Origin of the sequence: Paracidovorax oryzae ATCC 19882 (genome assembly GCF_000687165.1) — a bacterium.
In the GTDB taxonomy this organism is placed as follows: domain Bacteria; phylum Pseudomonadota; class Gammaproteobacteria; order Burkholderiales; family Burkholderiaceae_C; genus Paracidovorax; species Paracidovorax oryzae.
This window is the reverse complement of record NZ_JMKU01000011.1, coordinates 68,084-88,596: the sequence shown is the minus strand read 5'-3', so window position 1 is coordinate 88,596 and position 20,513 is coordinate 68,084. Positions and strand designations below refer to the sequence as shown.

At 67.1% G+C, this 20,513-nt stretch carries 21 protein-coding genes and 2 tRNA genes; 5 read left to right on the top strand and 18 right to left on the bottom strand.

Going from position 1 to position 20,513, the window contains the following annotated elements:
- The first annotated feature begins 14 nt into the window (after nt 1–14).
- Complete coding sequence (locus tag T336_RS0111080; RefSeq protein ID WP_026432586.1) at nt 15–656, top strand: glutaredoxin family protein; 642 nt, start codon at nt 15–17, stop codon at nt 654–656.
- A 60-nt stretch (nt 657–716) separates the two neighbouring features.
- On the opposite strand, the gene rpiA is transcribed toward T336_RS0111080, so the two are convergent.
- Nucleotides 717–1,409: a ribose-5-phosphate isomerase RpiA gene (rpiA, locus tag T336_RS0111075; RefSeq protein WP_019703188.1), complete on the bottom strand. Its 693-nt coding sequence runs from the start codon at nt 1,407–1,409 to the stop codon at nt 717–719.
- 34 nt (nt 1,410–1,443) lie between these two features.
- Here rpiA and T336_RS0111070 point away from each other — a divergent pair, with 34 nt between their 5' ends.
- Nucleotides 1,444–2,523 carry a quinone-dependent dihydroorotate dehydrogenase gene (locus tag T336_RS0111070; protein ID WP_026432585.1) on the top strand — a complete coding sequence of 360 codons (1,080 nt, stop codon included), beginning with the start codon at nt 1,444–1,446 and terminating at the stop codon, nt 2,521–2,523.
- 63 nt (nt 2,524–2,586) lie between these two features.
- On the opposite strand, the gene T336_RS0111065 is transcribed toward T336_RS0111070, so the two are convergent.
- The 16 genes from T336_RS0111065 to uvrB all read right to left on the bottom strand — a co-directional run bounded on the left by T336_RS0111065 (nt 2,587) and on the right by uvrB (nt 15,097).
- Nucleotides 2,587–2,946: a hypothetical protein gene (locus tag T336_RS0111065; protein WP_019703190.1), complete on the bottom strand. Its 360-nt coding sequence runs from the start codon at nt 2,944–2,946 to the stop codon at nt 2,587–2,589.
- A 5-nt stretch (nt 2,947–2,951) separates the two neighbouring features.
- Entirely contained in the window at nt 2,952–3,347 is a 396-nt protein-coding gene (locus tag T336_RS0111060; protein ID WP_026432584.1) for a phage holin family protein, read from the bottom strand.
- Nucleotides 3,348–3,441: 94 nt separating this feature from the next.
- On the bottom strand, nt 3,442–3,750 hold the full coding sequence (locus tag T336_RS0111055) for an ElaB/YgaM/YqjD family protein (RefSeq protein WP_013595169.1): 309 nt from the start codon (nt 3,748–3,750) through the stop codon (nt 3,442–3,444).
- 101 nt (nt 3,751–3,851) lie between these two features.
- On the bottom strand, nt 3,852–4,955 hold the full coding sequence (locus tag T336_RS0111050) for an NAD(P)/FAD-dependent oxidoreductase (protein ID WP_026432583.1): 1,104 nt from the start codon (nt 4,953–4,955) through the stop codon (nt 3,852–3,854).
- Entirely contained in the window at nt 4,952–6,022 is a 1,071-nt protein-coding gene (locus tag T336_RS0111045; RefSeq protein WP_026432582.1) for a histone deacetylase family protein, read from the bottom strand. The genes T336_RS0111050 and T336_RS0111045 overlap by 4 nt, the downstream gene beginning before the upstream one ends.
- A gap of 139 nt (nt 6,023–6,161) precedes the next feature.
- Nucleotides 6,162–6,236 (bottom strand) — tRNA-Val (locus tag T336_RS0111040).
- A 42-nt stretch (nt 6,237–6,278) separates the two neighbouring features.
- Nucleotides 6,279–6,353, bottom strand: a tRNA-Val gene (locus T336_RS0111035).
- A 27-nt stretch (nt 6,354–6,380) separates the two neighbouring features.
- Complete coding sequence (gene dnaQ / locus T336_RS0111030; protein ID WP_026432581.1) at nt 6,381–7,112, bottom strand: DNA polymerase III subunit epsilon; 732 nt, start codon at nt 7,110–7,112, stop codon at nt 6,381–6,383.
- A gap of 58 nt (nt 7,113–7,170) precedes the next feature.
- The gene (gene fdx / locus T336_RS0111025; protein WP_019703195.1) at nt 7,171–7,509 is read right to left on the bottom strand and encodes an ISC system 2Fe-2S type ferredoxin; all 339 of its coding nucleotides are present in this window, start codon (nt 7,507–7,509) and stop codon (nt 7,171–7,173) included.
- Between the two features lie 34 nt (nt 7,510–7,543).
- Nucleotides 7,544–9,406: a Fe-S protein assembly chaperone HscA gene (gene hscA, locus T336_RS0111020; protein WP_026432580.1), complete on the bottom strand. Its 1,863-nt coding sequence runs from the start codon at nt 9,404–9,406 to the stop codon at nt 7,544–7,546.
- 109 nt (nt 9,407–9,515) lie between these two features.
- The gene (gene hscB, locus T336_RS0111015; RefSeq protein ID WP_026432579.1) at nt 9,516–10,034 is read right to left on the bottom strand and encodes a Fe-S protein assembly co-chaperone HscB; all 519 of its coding nucleotides are present in this window, start codon (nt 10,032–10,034) and stop codon (nt 9,516–9,518) included.
- 93 nt (nt 10,035–10,127) lie between these two features.
- A complete protein-coding gene (gene iscA, locus T336_RS0111010; protein ID WP_013595176.1) occupies nt 10,128–10,451 on the bottom strand; it encodes an iron-sulfur cluster assembly protein IscA in 324 nt (107 codons plus the stop codon).
- Nucleotides 10,452–10,457: 6 nt separating this feature from the next.
- Complete coding sequence (gene iscU, locus T336_RS0111005; protein WP_011795548.1) at nt 10,458–10,856, bottom strand: Fe-S cluster assembly scaffold IscU; 399 nt, start codon at nt 10,854–10,856, stop codon at nt 10,458–10,460.
- 39 nt (nt 10,857–10,895) lie between these two features.
- A complete protein-coding gene (locus T336_RS0111000) occupies nt 10,896–12,116 on the bottom strand; it encodes an IscS subfamily cysteine desulfurase (protein ID WP_019703198.1) in 1,221 nt (406 codons plus the stop codon).
- A gap of 96 nt (nt 12,117–12,212) precedes the next feature.
- A complete protein-coding gene (gene iscR, locus T336_RS0110995; RefSeq protein ID WP_011795546.1) occupies nt 12,213–12,749 on the bottom strand; it encodes a Fe-S cluster assembly transcriptional regulator IscR in 537 nt (178 codons plus the stop codon).
- Nucleotides 12,750–13,006: 257 nt separating this feature from the next.
- Nucleotides 13,007–15,097 carry an excinuclease ABC subunit UvrB gene (gene uvrB / locus T336_RS0110990; RefSeq protein ID WP_026432578.1) on the bottom strand — a complete coding sequence of 697 codons (2,091 nt, stop codon included), beginning with the start codon at nt 15,095–15,097 and terminating at the stop codon, nt 13,007–13,009.
- Nucleotides 15,098–15,201: 104 nt separating this feature from the next.
- Here uvrB and T336_RS0110985 point away from each other — a divergent pair, with 104 nt between their 5' ends.
- The 3 genes from T336_RS0110985 to T336_RS0110975 all read left to right on the top strand — a co-directional run bounded on the left by T336_RS0110985 (nt 15,202) and on the right by T336_RS0110975 (nt 17,965).
- Entirely contained in the window at nt 15,202–16,398 is a 1,197-nt protein-coding gene (locus T336_RS0110985) for an amino acid aminotransferase (protein WP_026432577.1), read from the top strand.
- Nucleotides 16,399–16,515: 117 nt separating this feature from the next.
- Entirely contained in the window at nt 16,516–17,406 is an 891-nt protein-coding gene (locus T336_RS0110980; RefSeq protein ID WP_035225746.1) for a CoA transferase, read from the top strand.
- A 145-nt stretch (nt 17,407–17,551) separates the two neighbouring features.
- On the top strand, nt 17,552–17,965 hold the full coding sequence (locus tag T336_RS0110975) for a hypothetical protein (RefSeq protein ID WP_026432575.1): 414 nt from the start codon (nt 17,552–17,554) through the stop codon (nt 17,963–17,965).
- 77 nt (nt 17,966–18,042) lie between these two features.
- Here the strand turns inward: T336_RS0110975 and T336_RS0110970 are convergent, their stop codons facing one another.
- Nucleotides 18,043–20,421: a YgiQ family radical SAM protein gene (locus T336_RS0110970; protein WP_026432574.1), complete on the bottom strand. Its 2,379-nt coding sequence runs from the start codon at nt 20,419–20,421 to the stop codon at nt 18,043–18,045.
- Nucleotides 20,422–20,513: the final 92 nt, after the last annotated feature.

Sequence of the window (20,513 nt, the reverse complement as noted above, 5' to 3'; positions counted from 1 at the left end):
GGAGACACGCCCCCATGCCCTCCCTGCTCCCCGCAGTCCGCCTGGCTGCGCTGTGCCTGGCCAGCGCCGCTGCCGCCCTGCCCGTGGCCGCCCAGAACGTCTATCGCATCGTCGGTCCTGACGGCAAGGTGACGTTCTCCGACCGGGCGCCGGACGCGCAGTCGGGGCCGGCGACGATGAACGGCAAGCCTGCCGGTACCTCCGCCAGCGGCCTGCCCTATGAATTGCAGCAGGTCGCCTCCCGGTTTCCCGTCACGCTCTACACCGGCAACGACTGCGCACCCTGCACCAGCGCGCGCAATCTGCTGGCAGGCCGCGGCGTGCCCTTCACCGAGCGCACCGTGAATACCAACGAAGACGCAGAGGCCCTGCAGCGCCTGAGCGGGTCCACCACCCTGCCATTCGCCACCATCGGATCGCAGCAGCTCATCGGCTTCTCCGACACCGAGTGGACACAGTACCTCGATGCCGCGGCGTACCCCAGGCAGTCGCAACTGCCTCCGAACTACCGGCGCCCGCCCGCAACGCCCCTGGTCAGCGCCAAGCCTGCCACGCCGGCCCCGGCAGCGCCCCCTGCGGCAGCGCCCGCTCCGGTGCAGCGGCCAGCCGCGCCGCCCGCGCCTTCGCCCGCCAATCCCGCCGGCATCCAGTTCTAGTCCTGTCGCGCATCGCTGGCGGCACGCAGCGGCCATGGGCCGCTCGTGCCCGCCATCTCCTCAGTACGTGAGTGTCCGGACACCCTCCGGCGCACCGATCAGCGCCACGTGGGCCTTCTGGTGGGCGAAGACGCCCACGGTCACCACGCCGGGCCACTGGCTGACGTCCGATTCGAACGCCAGCGGATCCTGGATCGACAGCCCCGTCACATCGAGGATGTGCTGCTGGTTGTCGGTGACCAGCGGCTGCCCGTCCGATCCCCGGCGCAACACGGCCTGGCCGCCCCGGGCGGCGAACCGGCGCGCGATCTGCTGCGCCGCCATGGGAATCACCTCGACCGGCAGCGGAAACCGGCCCAGCGTTTCCACCAGCTTGGACGCATCGGCGATACACACGAACTGCCTGGCCAGGGCCGCGACGATCTTTTCGCGGGTCAGCGCAGCGCCTCCCCCCTTGACCATGTGGCCCCGCGGATCGATCTCGTCCGCGCCATCGATATAGACGGACAGGGCCTCCACCTCGTTGGCGTCGAAGACCGGAATGCCCAGCGCACGCAACCGTTGCGTGCTGGCCTCGGAGCTCGACACCGCGCCCCGGATGGCGTCCTTCATCGAACCCAGCGCCTGGATGAACTGGTTCACCGTCGAGCCAGTGCCGACACCGATGATGTCGCCGGGCACCACGTACTTCAGCGCGGCCTGGCCCACCAGGGCCTTGAGTTCATCTTGGGAAAGTGATGCGGGAGTGGTCATGGGAGAGAATCGGAGTGAAGCCCGAATTATCCCCATGTCCCTGATCCCCTACGCCCTCACCCGCCCGTTCCTCTTCGGCATGGATGCCGAAGCCGCCCACGAACTCACCATGGACATGCTGGCACGCGGCCAGCGCACGCCACTGCAGTGGGCATGGAGCGGCGAACAGGTCTCCGACCCCGTCCAGCTCGCGGGGCTCACCTTTCCCAACCGAGTGGGCCTCGCCGCAGGATTGGACAAGAACGCACGCTGCATCGACGCGCTGGGAGCCATGGGGTTCGGCTTCGTCGAAGTGGGCACCGTCACCCCGCGCGCCCAACCCGGCAATCCCAAGCCGCGCATGTTCCGCCTGCCCGAAGCCAACGCCCTCATCAACCGCCTCGGCTTCAATAACGAAGGCCTGGACGCATTCCTGCACAACGTGCGGCAATCGAACCACCACACCCGCCCCGGCACGCGCCCGATGCTCCTGGGCCTCAACATCGGCAAGAACGCCACCACGCCGATCGAGGACGCCACGCGCGACTACCTGCTGTGCCTGGAGGGGGTGTATCCACACGCCGACTACGTCACGGTCAACATCAGCTCCCCCAACACCCAGAACCTGCGCGCACTGCAGAGTGACGCAGCCCTGGACGGATTGCTGGGGGCCATCGCCGAGCGGCGGGAGTCGCTGGCCAAGCAGCCTGAAAAGGCCACGGGGCGAGCGCGCCGCGTGCCCATCTTCGTGAAGATCGCCCCCGACCTCGCAGAGGAGCAGGTAGCCGTCATCGCATCCACGCTGCAGCGCCACGGAATGGACGGAGTCATCGCCACCAACACCACCATTTCTCGCGATGCGGTGCAAGGGCTGCGCCACGCGGAGGAAACCGGCGGGCTCAGCGGCGCACCGGTGCGGGAAGCCAGCAACCGGGTCATCCGACAGTTGCGCCATGCATTGGGCAAGGACTTTCCCATCATCGGGGTGGGAGGAATCCTCAGCGCCGAGGACGCGGTCGAGAAGATGCGCGCGGGCGCCGACGTGGTGCAAATCTACACCGGGCTCATCTACCGGGGCCCCGCGCTGGTGCCCCAGGTCGCCAAGGCGCTGCGCGCCATGCCCCGCCCGGCCTGAGGGGAAAGCGGGAGAGATCCAGCAGTGGCCGTGCGCCCAGCGCACAGCGCCAACGACAGCTGCTCAGCGCTTCATTTTCATGACGAGCGGCATCAGCACTCCCGCCCAGCGCATGATGCGGCTGGGGCCCACGGCGGCGGCGGCTCCAGCCGCGGCCACCACCATGATGGGGTGCTGCCGCGCGAACCAGATGACCCGCTCGACCAGCGGCGCGTCCGGATCCAGCGGCCGTGGGCCGCCTTCTGCCCCCTGCTGGGCGCGCAGTTCCGCAGCCTGTCGCCGCGCAAGGCGGCGGCTGTGCAGGCGCTCGCGCTGCAGCGCTATGCGCTCGAGGATCTTGCGTTGTTCGGGAGTGGCGTGCAGATCGCCGAGCGCAGGCCGGAAATCGGTTTCGCCAGACGTGGAAGCGTGCGGTGCGGACATCGGGATTACAGCCTTTCCTTGATCTGCCGCCAGTCTTCGCGCAGTTCGCGGCGCGTGAGCGCGAAAGCGTTGCCAGCCTGCTTTGCGGTGACCACAAGGCTGACCAGCGTGATTGCCCACAAGGCGAGCCAGGTTCCGGCCACGATCCAGGCGACCATGGCGCGGTCCGGCGAATCCCAGAAATGCACCATGATGGCCAGGGACAAAAGGATGAGGGCGATCACGGTCAGGCCTGCAGCAGCCACGACGAGCACCACCATCCAGGCCAACCGGCGCTTTTCCTCCGCCCATTCCAGGCGGGCCAGATCCCAGCGGTCCTCGGCGGCGATGGCACCTTCGATGGTGGCTGCGCGGATGCGCGCAACCCACCCTTCCAATCCCAACAGCGCCAACCAATTCATGAGGACCTTTCAATGCAGTGAAAAGGCTGGGTCTTCGGAGTTCCCAGCCGGAAAGAGGGATGGCGGCGCCCGGTGTGGCGAGCGCCCGCCCCGCTCAACGCCGGGCGAGCAGGAAGCCCACCAGGGCACCTGCGGCCAGTGCAGCCGTGGCAACGCGCCAGGGCTCGTCGTGCGCATAGCGGTCTGCCACTCGGGCCGCTTCCTTCGCCTGGCTGGCGGCCTCTTGCGCCGCGCGGACGGCGGAGTCACGCACCGTGTTCACGCCATCGTCCAGCCGGCGGCGCAGCTGGCGGATTTCCGGAACGCTGTCCAGGTCCTTGTTGGACAGCAGGCCGCGCAGGTCGGTGACCAGCTTTTCCAGTTCTTGTTGTGCATTGGAGAAGGTTTCGGATGCAGAGGTCATAAACAAGCCTTTCATAGCAGAACCCAAAGGTAATCCGCCCCTCCCAGGTCGGCTGTAGGCGGATGTCCCATATTACCGGCCCCCATCCCGCGGCGGAGCCCTCAGCCGCGGGCTGCGGCAGTGACGTATTCCGCGATAGCCAGGCAACTGGTGAGCCCGGGCGATTCGATGCCGAACAGATGCACCAGCCCCGGCACGCCATGCACCTCGTGCCCCTGGATCAGGAAGTCCGCAGCCGGCTCGTCCGGCCCGTGGATCTTGGGACGCATGCCCGCGTAGGCGGGCTGGAGCATCCCGTCGTGCAACCCAGGCCAGTACTTTCGCACCTCCGCATAGAACGCCTCGCCGCGGGCAGGGTCCACTGCCAGGTCGGCGCTGTCCGCAACCCATTCCACGTCCGGACCGAACCTGGCTTGGCCTCCGAGATCGAGGGTCAGGTGCACGCCCAGGCCTGCCGGCTCGGGCACGGGATAGACCAGCCGCGAAAACGGAGCCCGGCCGGACAGCGAGAAGTAGCTTCCCTTGGCGAAATGGGCCACGGGCACCATTTCCTGCGGCGTGCCTGCGCAACGCCGCGCCACCGCCGGCGCATGGAGACCGGCCGCGTTGATGACACAGCGTGCCCGCAGGTGCGTGCCATCTTCGGTTTCCACGAGGATGCCGTCCGGCCCGCACTGCGCCGCAGCGAAGACGGCGTTGAGCGCCACGATGCCGCCAGCGTGCTCCAGATCTCCCTGCAGCGACAGCATGAGCGCATGGCTGTCCACGATGCCCGTGCTGGGCGACAGCAGCGCACCGGCACACGCGAGGGCCGGCTCGAGCGCCACGGCCTCGTCGCGGCCGAGGTGCCGCAGATCGGACACGCCGTTGGCCCGCGCTCGCGCCGCGATTCCATCGAGCGATGCGAGCTGCGAGGAGGACGTGGCGACGATGAGCTTGCCGCACCGGCGGTGCGGTACCCCGCGCTGCGCGCAATAGGCATACAGGAGTTCCTTGCCCCGCACGCACAGCCGCGCCTTGAGCGAGCCCTGCGGATAGTAGATGCCCGCGTGGATGACCTCGCTGTTGCGTGAACTCGTACCGGTGCCGATGGCCCCCGCGGCCTCCAGTACGATCACCTCCCGGCCCTCCATCGCCAGCGCCCTGGCCACCGCGAGCCCCACCACCCCCGCGCCGATGACCACGCATTCGACCGCGTCGCTCATGGCGGCCCTTCCGGTCCGGCACCGCCCGCCACGCGCTCAAAGCCCTGCAGTACGTTGACCGCGTTCACACCCAGTTCCGCGGCCGCATATCCGCCTTCGAGTACGAAGACCGTCGGCAGCCCCAGGCCTGCCAGCCTGGCGCCCACTTCGATGAAGTCCGGCGACGACAGCGTGAACCGCGAGATGGGATCGCCCTCGAACGTATCGAGACCCAGCGGCACGACCAGCGCCTGCGCCCCGCATTCCACGACACGCGCACAGGCCCGGTCAAGCGCATCGAGCCAGCCGGGAAAGGCCGTTCCGGCCGGCAGAGGGATATTGAAGTTGAAGCCGGCACCGGGTCCCTCGCCGGTTTCGTCGGCATGCCCCAGGTAGAACGGATACTCGGTGCGCGGGTCGCCATGGATGCTGATGCACATCACGTCGGATCGCTCGTAGAAGATGCTCTGCGTGCCGTTGCCGTGGTGGTAGTCCACATCCAGCACGGCAACGCGGCGGGCGGCGCCGGCATCGAGCAGCCACTGGGCCGCCACTGCCGCGTTGTTGAGAAAGCAGTAGCCGCCCATGAAGTCGGGCCCCGCGTGGTGGCCCGGCGGGCGGGTGCAGCAGAACGCGGCACGCGCTCCTGCCGCCACCGCGGCCGCCGCGCTCGCGGCCGCATCGGCGCCCGCCTTGGCTGCCGCCCAGGTGCCTTCGGACAGGGGCGAGCCGTTGTCCATGGAATACAGGCCCAGCCGCGCGACGAAGTTCTCGGGCTCGACATCGTCGCGCAGCGTGCGCACCGGCCAGACGGACGGGAACGGCTGCACTCCGGCATTGCGCCCATCCAGCGACAGCCACTGCGGCCACGCATCCTGCAGGAAGCGCAGGTACCGCGGCGCATGCACACGCTCCAGGACGGCCTGGCTGTCCGCGTCCGGAGCTCGCAGCGCGTAACCCTGCTGCCGCAGCCGGGCTTCCACATAGTCGGCACGGTCGGGCTTTTCAAAACAGGGAACGCGCTCGCCCCGGAAGAACTCGTGGACCGGCGCGTGGAGACGGTGCGAGGGGTTGTGGTAGATGATCACGGCAGCCTTGCGTCTGGCAGGAAGAAAGCCGGATTGTGGCCGAGGAGCAGTCACCCTCGGCGCCATGGGCAACGCCTGGCCAGCCAAGCTCGCACAAAGCAAAAACCCCCTGCAGGCAGGGCCTGCAAGGGGTCTGGAATGGTGGGTGATACATGGATCGAACATGTGACCCCTGCCGTGTGAAGGCAGTGCTCTACCGCTGAGCTAATCACCCTTTCCGAAGAACCGCCTGCAAGGCGTCCCATCGGAGCAAAACTGGTGGGTGATACATGGATCGAACATGTGACCCCTGCCGTGTGAAGGCAGTGCTCTACCGCTGAGCTAATCACCCCAGTGCCGTTGTTGCGGCAGCCCATGATTATGGCATAGCTTTTTGGCTGTCCGAAGAAATTTTCCAAATAGTTTTGCCGCCACTGGCCTTGTCGATCTGCGCCAGCACCTCGTCGTGCGCCGCCAGTTCCTGCTCGCTGGCCAGGAGCACCGGCAGCGTGAAGGCGGAAAGGTCCACGGGCGCAAGGCGCACGGCGGTCTCGTCACCCTCCTGCGCGTCGTCTGCGATCAGCAGCGCATCCTGGCCGCGGGTGAGGTTGATGTAAACATCGGCCAGCAGTTCCGCATCCAGCAGCGCCCCGTGCAGCGTACGACCGGAGTTGTCCACGCCCAGCCGGTCGCACAGCGCGTCCAGCGAGTTGCGCTTGCCCGGGTACATCTCCTTGGCCATCACCAGCGTGTCCGTCACGCTCTCGACATAGCTCGTGAACGCGGGGCGACCCGTCAGCTCCAGCTCCTTGTTCAGGAAGCCCACGTCGAAGGCCGCGTTGTGGATGATGATTTCCGCGCCTTGCAGGTATTCCAGGATCTCGTCCACCACCTCGGCGAACTTGGGCTTGTCCTTCAGGAACTCGTTGCTGATGCCGTGCACCTTCAGCGCGTCCTCGTGGCTGTCGCGCTCCGGGTTGAAGTACAGGTGCAGGTTGTTGCCGGTCAGCTTCCGGTTCAACAGCTCCACGCATCCCAGTTCGATGATGCGGTCGCCGCCTTCCGCGGACAGGCCCGTGGTTTCGGTATCGAGAACGATCTGCCGCGTCATGCCAGTGCTCCTGCGCATGCCGAGGTACCGACCGGGCGGGATTCAGCCTGGGCCTGCATCAGTGGTTCTCCTTGGCATGGTTGATGGTGTACTTCGGAATCTCCACCGTCACGTCCTGCTGCGCAAGGATCGCCTGGCAGGACAGCCGCGACTGCGGCTCGAGCCCCCAGGCCCGGTCGAGCAGGTCTTCTTCCTCTTCCTCGGCCTCGTTGAGCGACTCGTAGCCCTGCCGCACGATCACATGGCAGGTGGTGCAGGCGCAGCTCATGTCGCAGGCGTGCTCGATCTTGATCCCATTGTCCAGCAGGGCTTCGCAGATCGAGGTCCCCGCGGGCGCGTTCACCTCCGTGCCGGCAGGACAGTATTCGGGATGGGGCAGTATCTTGATGACAGGCATGTCGTGGGCTGGCTTGAAAGGATGTTCTGGTGTCTCAGAGGCTCTGGACGCTCTTGCCGGCCAGCGCCTGCTGGATGCCCCGGTTCATGCGCCGGGCGGCGAAAGCTTCCGTCCCCTTGGCGAGGGCCTGGGTCGCGGCATCGATGGCGGAGGCATCTTCATGCTCGCGCACCGCCTCCAGGGCCTGCACGAGCGCATCGATGGACTGGCGCTCGGCCGGCGGCAGGATATCGCCGTCGGCCTGCAGCGCCGTGCGGGTAGCCATGAGCATGCGGTCCGCCTCCACGCGGGCCTCGACCAGCGCACGGGCGCGCATGTCCTCGCCCGCCGTGGCGAAGCCTTCCTGCAGCATGCGTGCGATCTGGTCATCGGACAGGCCGTAGGACGGCTTGACGTCCACCCGCGCCTCGATGCCGGTGCTCTGCTCGCGTGCGCTCACGCCCAGCAGGCCATCGGCATCCACCGTGAAAGTGACGCGGATGCGCGCCGCCCCCGCCGCCATCGGCGGGATGCCGCGCAGCTCGAAGCGGGCCAGGCTGCGGCAGTCCGCGACCAGATCCCGCTCGCCCTGCACCACATGGATGGCCAGGGCCGTCTGGCCGTCCTTGTAGGTGGTGAAATCCTGGGCCTTGGCGGTGGGAATGGTCTCGTTGCGCGAAATGATGCGCTCCACGAGCCCTCCCATCGTCTCGATGCCCAGCGACAGCGGGATCACGTCCAGCAGCAGCATGTCGCCCGCCGGGTCGTTGCCCGCGAGCTGGTGCGCCTGGATGGCGGCGCCCAGGGCGACCACCTCGTCCGGATTCAGGTTGTTCAGGGGCTCCGTGCCGAAGAACGCGGCCACCGCGCGCTGGATCTGCGGCATGCGGGTGGACCCGCCGACCATTACGACGCCCTGGATGTCCTCCCGCTGCAGGCGTGCATCCCGCAGGGCCCGGCGCACCGCGGCCAGCGTGCGCTCCGTGAGCGACGAGGTGATGGCATCGAAATCACCCCGCAGCACGTCCAGCCGGACCTCCTTCCCGCCGATGCGTGCCGAGAACAGCGCACTCTCCACGGCCGTGAGCCCCTCCTTGCACGCCCGGGCCGCGATGCGCGCAGCCGCCTTGTCCTGCGCGCTTTCAGCCCGTATGCCCAGCCGCTGCAACGCCCACTCCGCCAGCGCGGCATCGTAGTCGTCGCCGCCGAGCGCGGAATCGCCACCGGTGGCGATCACCTCGAACACCCCCTGCGCCAGGCGCAGGATGGAGATGTCGAAGGTTCCACCGCCCAGGTCGTACACCGCATAGACGCCCTCGCTGGCATTGTCCAGGCCGTAGGCAATGGCCGCCGCCGTGGGTTCGTTGATGAGGCGCAGCAGGTTCAGGCCCGCCAGGCGGGCTGCATCCTTGGTCGCCTGCCGCTGCGCGTCGTCGAAATAGGCTGGCACGGTGATCACCGCGCCGTACAGGTCATCGTCGAACGTGTCCTCGGCACGGTGGCGCAGTTCGGCCAGGATTTCCGCGCTCACTTCGACGGGGGACTTCACCCCGTCCACGGTTTCCATCGCCACCATGTCGCCGTCCTGGCCGGGCACGAAGGCATAGGGCAGGCGCTCGGGATGGTCGATGTCCTTGAGTCCGCGGCCCATGAAACGCTTCACCGATACCAGGGTGTTGGCGGCGTCTTCCGACCGCGCTCCCATGGCGGCATGTCCGATCTGCCGGCGACCCTGGGGCAGGTAGCGCACCACGGACGGCAGCAGCAGCCGGCCTTCGGCGTCCGGCAGGCATTCCGCGGCGCCGTTGCGCACGGCGGCGACCAGGGAGTGGGTGGTCCCGAGATCGATACCGACCGCGATGCGGCGCTGGTGAGGATTCGGGGACTGGCCGGGTTCGGAAATCTGCAGAAGCGCCATGGTGGTGGTAGGGGCAAGCCGGACGGGAAGGCGCACCATGCGGGGCGGGCCGGTCCGGAGAATGGAAAACGCGCGAGGCCACGCGGGCCTGCGAAAGGAGCCAAGGGAGTTATTGTTCCAGTTGCTCCCGGCGGCGATCGAAGTCGAGCGCAAAGCGCTCAATGAACATAAGGCCTCTGACGGCACCCGCAGCGGCCGCATAGTCCTGGCGCACGTCGATCAGTTCGCCGCAGCGATCCAGTGCATCGCGACGGGCCTGCCGCACCTCCGCCTCCAGGCGGTCGATGGCAGCCCCGTCCGCGGCCTCGTCGAGTGCTTCGCGCCACTCCATCTGCTGCATCAGGAATGCCGCCGGCATGGCCGTGTTGTCCTCCGCCTGGATGGGTGCGCCATGGAGTTCGCACAGGTAGGCTGCCCGGCGGATCGGATCCTTCAGCCGCTGGTAGGCCTCGTTGATGCGCACGGACCATTGCATGGCCACCCTCTGGGCCGCCGCGCCCTGCGCAGCGAAACGGTCGGGGTGGGCTTCCCGCTGCAGGGCTTTCCAGCGGGCATCGATCGCCGCACGCTCCTGGGTAAAACGCCTGGGCAGGTCGAAAAGCTCGAAATCGTCGGATTGCAGGTTCATGTCAAGAAAAAAACCGCCAGCACACCTGCGATGGCGGTTCGTCGTGGTCCATGCCGGGCAATGCCGGCAGAAACGCCCGGAGTGCCGGACGGCTCAGACGCGGAAGCTTTCCCCGCAACCGCAGCGGTCGCGCTCGTTGGGATTGTTGAAGCGAAAACCTTCGTTCAACCCTTCCCGCACGAAATCCAGCTGCGTGCCGTCGATATAGGCCAGGCTCTTCGGGTCGATCAGTACCTTGACGCCGTGGTCCTCGAAGACCACGTCCTCGGGTTCGGGCGCATCGACATACTCCAGCTTGTAGGCCAGGCCGGAGCAACCGGTGGTCTTCACCCCCAGGCGCACGCCCAGGCCCTTGCCCCTGCGGGACAGGTACCGGCTGACGTGCCGCGCTGCGGCTTCCGTGAGAGTGATCGCCATGGCCGGTCAGGCTCCCGCCAGGGCCGAATGCTTGGCCTTGTAGTCCTGCACGGCAGCCTTGATCGCATCCTCGGCGAGGATGGAGCAGTGGATCTTGACCGGGGGCAGTGCCAGTTCCTGGGCGATCTCGGCATTCTTGAGGGCCGCGGCCTCGTCCAGCGTCTTGCCCTTGACCCACTCGGTGACCAGGGAAGAGGATGCGATGGCCGAACCGCAGCCGTACGTCTTGAAGCGTGCGTCCTCGATCACGCCGGTTTCCGGGTTCACCTTGATCTGCAGCTTCATCACGTCGCCACAGGCGGGGGCGCCCACCATGCCGGTGCCCACGGAATCGTCGCTCTTGTCGAACGAACCCACATTGCGGGGATTTTCGTAATGGTCGATGACCTTGTCGGAGTAAGCCATGATTTCTACCTGCCTTTCACTTCTTCGCGGCTGCCGGGATCAGTGGGCAGCCCATTGGATGGAGCTGATGTCCACGCCATCCTTGTACATTTCCCACAGGGGGCTCAATTCGCGCAGCTTGGCGACGTTGTGGCGGATGGAGGACACCGCGAAATCGATCTCTTCCTCGGTCGTGAACCGGCCGATCGTCATGCGCAGGCTGCTGTGCGCCAGTTCGTCGCTGCGGCCGAGGGCGCGCAGCACATAGCTGGGCTCGAGGCTCGCCGACGTGCACGCCGAGCCGGACGACACCGCCAGCCCCTTGATGCCCATGATCAACGATTCGCCTTCGACATAGTTGAAGCTGATGTTGAGGTTGTGCGGCACCCGGCGCTCGAGGTCGCCGTTGACGAACACCTGCTCGATGTCGGAGAGGCCGTCCAGCAGGCGCTTCTGCAGCGCGCGGGCCTTTTCCAGATCCTGCGCCATTTCCTCGCGGGCGATGCGGAAGGCCTCGCCCATGCCGACGATCTGGTGCGTCGGGAGGGTGCCGGAGCGCATGCCGCGTTCGTGCCCACCGCCGTGCATCTGCGCCTCCAGGCGCACCCGGGGCTTGCGGCGCACATAGAGCGCACCGATGCCCTTGGGGCCGTAGGTCTTGTGCGAAGCCAGGCTCATGAGGTCCACTGGCAGCGTCTGCAGGTCGATCTCCACCTTGCCGGTGGCCTGTGCCGCATCGACGTGGAAGATCACGCCCTTTTCACGGCACAGCGCGCCGATCGCGGGAATGTCCTGGATGACGCCGATCTCGTTGTTGACGAACATCACGCTCAACAGGATGGTGTCGGGGCGGATGGCAGCCTTCAGCACCTCGAAGTCGAGCAGGCCGTTCTCCTGGACATCCAGGTAAGTGACCTCGAAGCCCTGACGCTCCATCTCGCGCATCGTGTCGAGAACGGCCTTGTGCTCCGTCTTGACGGTGATGAGGTGCTTGCCCTTGCCCTTGTAGAACTGGCCCGCGCCCTTGATGGCGAGGTTGTTGGACTCGGTGGCGCCGCTGGTCCAGACGATCTCGCGCGGGTCCGCATGGATGAGCGCCGCGACATCGGCACGCGCCTTTTCCACGGCCTCCTCGGCTTCCCAGCCCCACGCATGGCTGCGCGACGCCGGGTTGCCGAAGTGCTCGCGCAACCAGGGGACCATGGCGTCCACCACGCGCGGATCGACCGGCGTCGTGGCTCCATAGTCCAGGTAGATGGGGAAATGCGGTGTCATGTCCATGGCTGGCTCAGTAAATGTCTGGCTGGCGAATCGTGGCGACGGGATCGACCCTGGCGGAGCCGGCCCCGAACCCCGGGGTCGCCCGGGCCGTCGGGTTCAGGATTTGGCGAATGCGTTGCCCAGGGCGAACACGGAATTGGGCGCATTCACGCGGATGGGCTTGACCACCGGCGTCGTGGAAATGGCGCGGCGGACCACCGGCTTGTCCTCGATCTGCACGCCCTTGGCGATCTGGTCGTCCACCAGCTTCTGCAGCGTGACGGAATCAAGGAACTCGACCATGCGCTGGTTCAGGGATGCCCACAGCTCGTGCGTCATGCAGCGGCCGGCCTCGCCCAGGCAGTTTTCCTTGCCGCCGCATTGCGTGGCGTCGATGGGCTCGTCCACCGACACGATGATGTCGGCGACGGTGATGTCGGCCGCCTTGCGGGCCAGGGTGTAGCCGCCGCCCGGGCCGCGGGTGGATTCGACGAGTTCATGGCGGCGCAGCTTGCCGAAGAGCTGCTCCAGGTACGACAGCGAGATCTGCTGGCGCTGGCTGATGGCCGCCAGTGTGACGGGACCATTGTTCTGGCGGAGGGCCAGGTCGATCATGGCGGTGACCGCGAAACGGCCTTTGGTAGTGAGACGCATCGCAAGCTCCTTTGCTAGCTTGTCCGTTATAGAAATGCCGGAACCCGATGGCAGTGGGCATACCGCAGAGGTTGCCGGCTCGTCTCCGCCCCTACACTCCCGCGCGAAGCCCCGGTGGGCGGGGAGCACGGGAGCCCTTCTTCGTGGGCTGTTTTCTTGAGTGTTGCGCCCAAGTATAGCACAAAACCCTATTGTTTTTGTCGGGTAACAAAACCCATCAGTCACCTTTTTGCCCAGGCGGCGCCCTCTTTCTTCCTTCAGGCCGCCTGGTCGGCCCCGCTGGCGCCGAAGGCCTGCGCCTTCAGCCGGTTCAGCTGGTCCCGCACCCGGGCGGCCTGCTCGAACTCCAGGTTGCGCGCATGCTCCAGCATCTGCTTTTCCAGCCGCTTGATTTCGCGGGCGACGTCCTTTTCGGACATGTCCTCGACCTGGGCCCGCCGCAGGGACTCCTGCTCGAGACGCTCGGCCTCCCGGCCGGTCTTCTCGCTGTAGACCCCGTCGATCAGGTCGCGGACCTGCTTGACGATGCTCCGTGGCGTGATTCCCTGGGCTTCGTTGTGTGCGATCTGTTTCGCGCGCCGCCGTTCCGTTTCGCCGATGGCTTTTTTCATGGAATCCGTGATGCGGTCGGCATAGAGGATCGCCTGGCCGTTCAAGTTGCGCGCGGCACGCCCGATGGTCTGGATCAGGCTGCGCTCGGCGCGCAGGAAGCCTTCCTTGTCCGCATCGAGGATGGCCACCAGGGACACCTCGGGAATATCCAGCCCCTCGCGCAGCAGGTTGATCCCCACCAGCACGTCGAAGGCCCCCAGCCGAAGGTCCCGGATGATTTCCACGCGCTCGACGGTGTCGATGTCGGAGTGGAGGTAGCGCACCTTCACGCCGTTGTCGGTCAGGTAATCGGTAAGCTGCTCGGCCATGCGCTTGGTGAGCGTGGTGATCAGCACCCGCTCGCTGCGCTCGACACGCACGCGGATCTCCTGCAGCACGTCGTCCACCTGGTGGGTGGCGGGGCGGACCTCCACGATGGGATCCACCAGCCCCGTCGGGCGCACCACCTGGTCCACCACCTTGCCGGAGTGGGTCTTTTCGTAGTCGGCCGGCGTGGCCGAGACGAAAACGACCTGGCGCATGCGCCGCTCGAACTCCTCGAACTTGAGGGGCCGGTTGTCGAGCGCGGACGGCAGGCGGAAGCCGTACTCGACCAGGGTGGTCTTGCGCGCGCGGTCGCCGTTGAACATCGCCGCGAGCTGCCCGATCATCTGGTGGCTCTCGTCCAGGAACATGAGGGCGTCGGGGGGCAGGTAGTCGGTGAGCGTGGCCGGAGGATCGCCGGGCGCGGCGCCGGACAGGTGGCGCGTGTAGTTCTCGATGCCCTTGCAGTGGCCGACCTCGCTGAGCATCTCCAGGTCGAACCGGGTGCGCTGCTCCAGGCGCTGCGCCTCCACCAGTTTGCCCTCGGCCACGAACTGGGCCAGCCGCTCGTTCAGCTCCAGCTTGATGGTCTCGACGGCAGCCAGCACCTTGTCGCGGGGGGTGACGTAATGGCTGCTGGGGTAGATGGTGAAACGCGGGATCTTCTGGCGCACGCGGCCGGTGAGCGGGTCGAACAGCGACAGGGTCTCGATCTCGTCATCGAACAATTCGATGCGGATGGCCAGTTCGCTGTGCTCCGACGGGAACACGTCGATGGTGTCGCCGCGCACGCGGAAGGTGCCGCGCGCGAAATCCTGCTCGTTGCGCGTGTATTGCATGCGGATCAGGCGCGAGATCACGTCCCGCTGGCTGATCTCGTCGCCCACGCGCATGATGAAGCGCATCTTGGTGTAGTCCTCCGGCGCCCCGATGCCGTAGATGGCGCTCACCGTGGCCACGATGACCACGTCGCGCCGCTCGAGCACGCTCTTGGTCGCCGACAGCCGCATCTGCTCGATGTGCTCGTTGATGGCCGAGTCCTTCTCGATGAAGAGGTCGCGCTGCGGGACATAGGCCTCGGGCTGGTAGTAGTCGTAATAGCTCACGAAATACTCGACGGCGTTGTTCGGGAAGAACTCCCGGAACTCGCTGTAGAGCTGGGCGGCGAGCGTCTTGTTGGGGGCGAACACGATCGCCGGACGGCCGAGCCGCGCGATCACGTTCGCCATGGTGAACGTCTTGCCCGAGCCGGTCACGCCCAGCAGCGTCTGGAACACCTCGCCGTCCTGCACGCCCTCGACCAGCTGGTCGATGGCGGCGGGCTGGTCGCCTGCCGGCGGATAGGGCTGGTAGAGCTCGAAGGGCGAATCGGGGAAGCGCACGAGGGTGCCTTCGCCTCGCGTCTCCGGCATGGTTTCGATGGGTTTTGGCATGGGCTGGCTCAAGGTGGAGCCCTTAAAATCGGGGCGACCTGGCAGAGTACAACAGGCCCGGTCTCCCGTTCCGACATCCTTCGTCGATACCCCAAGGAAACTCCATGTCTCTCTTCACCGCCGTCGAAATGGCACCGCGCGACCCGATCCTGGGTCTGAACGAGCAGTACGCTGCTGACACCAACCCCAACAAGGTCAACCTGGGGGTGGGCGTGTATTTCGACGACAACGGCAAGCTGCCCCTGCTGCAATGCGTCCAGGCCGCGGAAAAGGCCATGATGGACAAGCCTTCGGCACGCGGCTACCTGCCCATCGATGGCATCGTCGCCTATGACAATGCCGTCAAGTCGCTGGTGTTCGGAGCAGGCAGCGAGCCCGTCAGCTCTGGCCGCGTGGCCACCGTGCAGGCCATCGGCGGCACCGGCGGCCTGAAGATCGGCGCCGACTTCCTCAAGAAGGTCAGCCCGGATGCCAAGGTGCTGATCTCCGATCCGAGCTGGGAGAACCACCGCGCGCTGTTCACCAATGCCGGCTTCGTGGTCGATACCTACGCCTACTACGACGCGGCCAAGCGCGGCGTGAACTTCGAGGGCATGCTGGCCAGCCTCAAGGCCGCCACGCCCGGCACCATCGTCGTGCTGCACGCCTGCTGCCACAACCCTACCGGCTACGACATCACGCCCGAGCAGTGGGACCAGGTGGTGGCGGTGGTCAAGGCCCAGGGCCTGACGGCCTTCCTCGACATGGCCTACCAGGGCTTCGGCCACGGCATCCAGGAAGACGGAGCAGTGATCCAGAAGTTCGTGGCCGCCGGCCTGAGCTTCTTCGTTTCCACCTCCTTCTCCAAGAGCTTCAGCCTGTACGGCGAGCGCGTGGGCGGCCTGTCCGTGCTGTGCGCCGACAAGGAAGAAGCCTCTCGCGTGCTGAGCCAGCTGAAGATCGTCATCCGCACGAACTATTCCAACCCGCCCACGCATGGCGGCGCGGTGGTGGCCGCGGTGCTGGGCAACCCCGAACTGCGCGCCCTATGGGAAAAGGAACTGGGCGAGATGCGCGTGCGCATCAAGGCCATGCGCCAGAAGCTGGTGGACGGCCTCAAGGCTGCCGGCGTGCAGCAGGACATGTCCTTCATCACGCAGCAGATCGGCATGTTCAGCTACTCGGGCCTGTCCAAGGACCAGATGGTTCGCCTGCGCACCGAGTTCGGCGTGTACGGCACCGATACCGGTCGCATGTGCGTGGCTGCGCTCAACAGCAAGAACATTGACTATGTCTGCCAGTCGATCGCCAAGGTGATGTGACCCCGGCCGGCGCACCGCCCGCGGACGCCGGCATGGGCAGGAAGCCGCCTCCGGGCGGCTTTTTCATGGGCGCATGGCACTGCATGCCGTCCTGCCCTGTCCGGGCGATACTGGGGCATGGCTTTTCCACCCCAATCCACCAGCGCACTGGGCGGTGCCCGCATCCTCAGCATCGCCCTGAACCTTCCCGGACCTGCGGCACTGGCCCGGTGCCGCGACGAAGGGGCACTCTGCACGAAGCTTGAACCGCCGGCACCCGCGGGCCGGGCCAGCGCGGATCCCATGGCGCTCTATTGCCCGCAGGCCTATGCGGAGCTGCATGTTGGCGTACGCGTGCTCCAGGCCGACTTGAAGGCGCCTGCGGGGCAGGAACTGCTGCACCAGGAACTGGCAGCCACGGATGTGCTGATCACCTCGTTCCGCCCCTCGGCGCTGCAACGGCTCGGACTGGACTGGCCCACCTTGCAGGACCGCCATCCTGCTCTGTCGCTGGTCCGGATCGTGGGCGGCCATGGCGATGCCGCGGAAAAGCCCGGCCACGACCTCACCTACCAGACAGAGGCGGGGCTTCTGCCCGAAGGAGAGGTGCTGCCCACCAGCCTGCACGCCGACATGGCGGGCGCCCTGCTGGCCTTCGAGGCGGTGCTGCGTGCCTTGCTCGCCAGGCATGCCACCGGACGGGGGACGGAACACGAGATCGCGCTCGCGGCGGCGGCACGGTGGCTGGCGATGCCCAGGACCTGGGGGCTGGCCCTGCCTGCCGGCGACGTGGGCGGCGCCCATGCGGGATACCGCGTCTATGGATGCAAGGACGGGCGGGTGGCGGTGGCGGCCCTGGAGCCGCACTTCATGGCCCGGCTGTGCGGCGCGGTCGGGCTTCCGCTGGATGCCGACCCGCGCGAGGCATCGACCCGGGACGCCATTGCCAGCTTCCTGCGCCATCGCCGGCGGGAGGAACTGGACCGCTGGGCCCGACAGGAGGATATCCCCCTGCATACCATCGACTGACCGGATCCGGGCTCCGGTACGTCGGCGCCGTCCGACAACATGCCGCTGGATTGCCCTACGTCGCGGATGCAACGCGGCATTGCCCAATGGCTGGAGCAGCGCGATCCGACATGCGCGCATCCTTTGCCCCCCAAGAGGTGAGCCCATGAAGCCGTTCGCACTCGATCCCGACATGACGTCGCCCACCGGCATGTTCTACCCCACGGGCTACGTATTTGCCCTCTTCCCCGGGGAGCAGCCCGGCCGCGATGCGGCGCAGGCCCTGGCTGACCAGGGGTATGCCGATGTGTCGCATGCGCCGCCGGACGCGATCCAGCAGCACGTGGTGCGCACCCTGGGCAACGCCGATACCCCGCTGCCGAGCGTGGGGGCGGAAGGCGTGATCGTGCGCCGCATCGCCGATCTGGCGGCGCAGGGCCACCACGGGCTGCTGATCCTGCCGCACGAGGATGACAGCCCGGAATCGCTGCAGGCGGCCCTGGAGCCGTTGGGCGCCAGTGCGGCTTTTTTCTACCGGCGCCTCATCATCGAAGACCTCATACCCCAGCCTGCCCCCTGATGGTCTTGCACCCGGGTTGCAGTGCCCGCCGGGGTGCCCGGTACGGCCGCACGGCAGGAGAGCCGGCGCACCGCGTTTCAGCGCGGCTTGTTCCGCCCTGCACCGCCCGGCCGCGGGCCGGCAGCCGGCTTGCCGGGCGATGGGCCACCGGCGCGTGGGCCAGAGCGGACACCCGCGCGGGGCGGCAGGCCCGTGTGCTGGGTCAGCAGCTTGCCGGGCGCCGGCCCCTTGGCGGGCGCCGTGGTGCTGTTCTTGCGACGGGCGCTCTGGTAGCTGCCATCCGTCATCGGCTGGAAGGTCGGGATCAGGTGGTGCTTGCCGTTGCCGATCAGGTCGGCCCGGCCCATGGCCTTGAGCGCCTCGCGCAGCAGGGGCCAGTTGTTCGGGTCGTGGTAGCGCAGGAAGGCCTTGTGGAGGCGGCGGCGCTTCTCCCCGCGCACGATGTCCACGGACTCTTCAGCCGCATCGCGCATCTGCCGCCGCACCCGCGTCAGCGTGTTGCGGCCGGAGTGGTACATGGCCGTGGCCGTGGCCATGGGGCTGGGGTAGAAGGTCTGCACCTGGTCTGCGCGGAAGCCGTTCTTCTTGAGCCAGATGGCGAGGTTCATCATGTCCTCGTCGCTGGTGCCCGGATGCGCGGCGATGAAGTACGGGATCAGGAACTGCTTCTTGCCCGCCTCTTCGCTGAACTGCTCGAACATCTGCTTGAAACGATCGTAGCTGCCGATGCCCGGCTTCATCATCTTGGTGAGCGGGCCCTGCTCGGTGTGCTCCGGCGCGATCTTCAGGTAACCCCCCACATGGTGCTGCACCAGCTCCCGGACGTATTCGGGCGACTTCACGGCCAGGTCGTAGCGCAGGCCCGAGCCGATGAGGATCTTCTTGATGCCCTTGAGCGCCCGGCCCCGGCGGTAGATCTTGATGAGCGGGCCGTGGTCGGTGGTGAGGTTCTGGCAGATGCCCGGATAGACGCAGCTGGGCTTGCGGCAGGCCGCCTCGATCTCGGGACTGCGGCAGCCCAGGCGGTACATGTTGGCCGTGGGGCCGCCCAGGTCGGAGATGGTGCCGGTGAAACCCTTGACCTTGTCGCGGATGTCCTCGATCTCCTGGATGATCGAGTCCTCGCTGCGGCTCTGGATGATGCGGCCCTCGTGCTCGGTGATCGAGCAGAACGTGCAGCCGCCGAAGCAGCCGCGCATGATGTTCACGCTGAAGCGGATCATCTCCCACGCAGGGATCTTCGTCGCCCCGTCGTGGCTGCCGTTCTCGTCGGCGTAGCTGGGGTGCGGGCCGCGGGCATACGGCAGGTCGAAGACATGGTCCATCTCGGCCGTGGTGAGCGGGATGGGCGGCGGGTTGATCCACACGTCGCGGGCCGTGGCGCCCTCACCATGCGCCTGCACCAGCGCGCGGGCGTTGCCGGGATTGGTTTCCAGGTGCAGCACTCGGTTGGCGTGGGCGTAGAGCACGGGGTCGCTCTTCACCTGCTCGTAGCTGGGCAGGCGGATCACGCTCTTTTCGCGCGGTGGCACTTTCAGCCTGGTCTTGAGCGCCGGGTTGGCGACGAACTGGATGGGCTGGACCGCGGGGTTCGGATCCTGCGCTGCGGGAGCGCCCTCCTCCTTGCTGCAGCTGCTGCCCTGTGCCGCCGCCTGCTCGCTGGTCGTGAGGTAGGGATTCACGTGGGCCTCGACACGGCCCGGCTCGTCGACCGTCGTGGAGTCTATCTCGAACCATCCGGCAGCCGTCTCGTCGCCGGGGCGGCGCACGAAGGCTGTGCCGCGCACGTCGGTGATCTGCTCGACCGGCTCGCGCGCGGCGAGGCGGTGCGCCACCTCGACCAGCGCACGCTCGGCGTTGCCGTACAGCAGCAGGTCGCATTTGGCATCGACCACGATGGAGCGGCGCACCTTGTCGCTCCAGTAGTCGTAGTGGGCGATGCGGCGCAGGCTGCCTTCGATGCCGCCCAGGATGATGGGTACGTCCTTGAATGCCTCGCGGCAGCGCTGGCTGTAGACGATGGCAGCGCGGTCGGGGCGCTTGCCGCCCACGTCGCCCGGGGTGTAGGCGTCGTCGCTGCGGATCTTCCGGTCGGCCGTGTACCGGTTGATCATGGAGTCCATGTTGCCCGCCGTCACGCCCCAGAACAGGTTGGGACGGCCCAGCGCCTTGAAGGGCTCGGCGCTCTGCCAGTCGGGCTGGGCGATGATGCCCACGCGAAAGCCCTGCGCTTCCAGCGTGCGCCCGATCACCGCCATGCCGAAGCTCGGGTGATCGACGTAGGCGTCGCCCGTCACCAGGATCACATCGCAGCTGTCCCAGCCCAGTTGCTGCATCTCCTCGCGGCTCATGGGCAGGAACGGGGCCGTGCCGAAGCGCTTCGCCCAATAGGGACGATAGCTCGTCAGCGGCTTGGCGGCGCGCGCGAAAAAGGAAACGTCGACAGGGGCGTTCATTGGAATGGCGTGGGGGCGGGGCCCTGGATTCTAGAGGGATCGCCCCTGGAAGCGCCCAGGGCTGCGCAGGCCACCACGGTCACGACGTGGTT

Excerpts from the sequence above, each read along its gene's own strand:
- T336_RS0111060 (WP_026432584.1), bottom strand. The coding sequence starts at position 3,347 with ATGAATTGGTTGGCGCTGTTGGGATTGGAAGGGTGGGTTGCGCGCATC.
- iscR (WP_011795546.1), bottom strand. The coding sequence starts at position 12,749 with ATGCGTCTCACTACCAAAGGCCGTTTCGCGGTCACCGCCATGATCGAC.
- T336_RS0111050 (WP_026432583.1), bottom strand. The coding sequence starts at position 4,955 with ATGAGCGACGCGGTCGAATGCGTGGTCATCGGCGCGGGGGTGGTGGGG.
- T336_RS0111000 (WP_019703198.1), bottom strand. The coding sequence starts at position 12,116 with ATGGACATGACACCGCATTTCCCCATCTACCTGGACTATGGAGCCACG.
- T336_RS0111055 (WP_013595169.1), bottom strand. The coding sequence starts at position 3,750 with ATGACCTCTGCATCCGAAACCTTCTCCAATGCACAACAAGAACTGGAA.
- hscB (WP_026432579.1), bottom strand. The coding sequence starts at position 10,034 with ATGAACCTGCAATCCGACGATTTCGAGCTTTTCGACCTGCCCAGGCGT.
- iscA (WP_013595176.1), bottom strand. The coding sequence starts at position 10,451 with ATGGCGATCACTCTCACGGAAGCCGCAGCGCGGCACGTCAGCCGGTAC.
- T336_RS0111080 (WP_026432586.1), top strand. The coding sequence starts at position 15 with ATGCCCTCCCTGCTCCCCGCAGTCCGCCTGGCTGCGCTGTGCCTGGCC.
- T336_RS0110970 (WP_026432574.1), bottom strand. The coding sequence starts at position 20,421 with ATGAACGCCCCTGTCGACGTTTCCTTTTTCGCGCGCGCCGCCAAGCCG.
- hscA (WP_026432580.1), bottom strand. The coding sequence starts at position 9,406 with ATGGCGCTTCTGCAGATTTCCGAACCCGGCCAGTCCCCGAATCCTCAC.
- T336_RS0111070 (WP_026432585.1), top strand. The coding sequence starts at position 1,444 with ATGTCCCTGATCCCCTACGCCCTCACCCGCCCGTTCCTCTTCGGCATG.
- fdx (WP_019703195.1), bottom strand. The coding sequence starts at position 7,509 with ATGCCTGTCATCAAGATACTGCCCCATCCCGAATACTGTCCTGCCGGC.
- rpiA (WP_019703188.1), bottom strand. The coding sequence starts at position 1,409 with ATGACCACTCCCGCATCACTTTCCCAAGATGAACTCAAGGCCCTGGTG.
- T336_RS0110980 (WP_035225746.1), top strand. The coding sequence starts at position 16,516 with ATGGCTTTTCCACCCCAATCCACCAGCGCACTGGGCGGTGCCCGCATC.
- dnaQ (WP_026432581.1), bottom strand. The coding sequence starts at position 7,112 with ATGACGCGGCAGATCGTTCTCGATACCGAAACCACGGGCCTGTCCGCG.
- uvrB (WP_026432578.1), bottom strand. The coding sequence starts at position 15,097 with ATGCCAAAACCCATCGAAACCATGCCGGAGACGCGAGGCGAAGGCACC.
- T336_RS0110975 (WP_026432575.1), top strand. The coding sequence starts at position 17,552 with ATGAAGCCGTTCGCACTCGATCCCGACATGACGTCGCCCACCGGCATG.
- T336_RS0111065 (WP_019703190.1), bottom strand. The coding sequence starts at position 2,946 with ATGTCCGCACCGCACGCTTCCACGTCTGGCGAAACCGATTTCCGGCCT.
- iscU (WP_011795548.1), bottom strand. The coding sequence starts at position 10,856 with ATGGCTTACTCCGACAAGGTCATCGACCATTACGAAAATCCCCGCAAT.
- T336_RS0110985 (WP_026432577.1), top strand. The coding sequence starts at position 15,202 with ATGTCTCTCTTCACCGCCGTCGAAATGGCACCGCGCGACCCGATCCTG.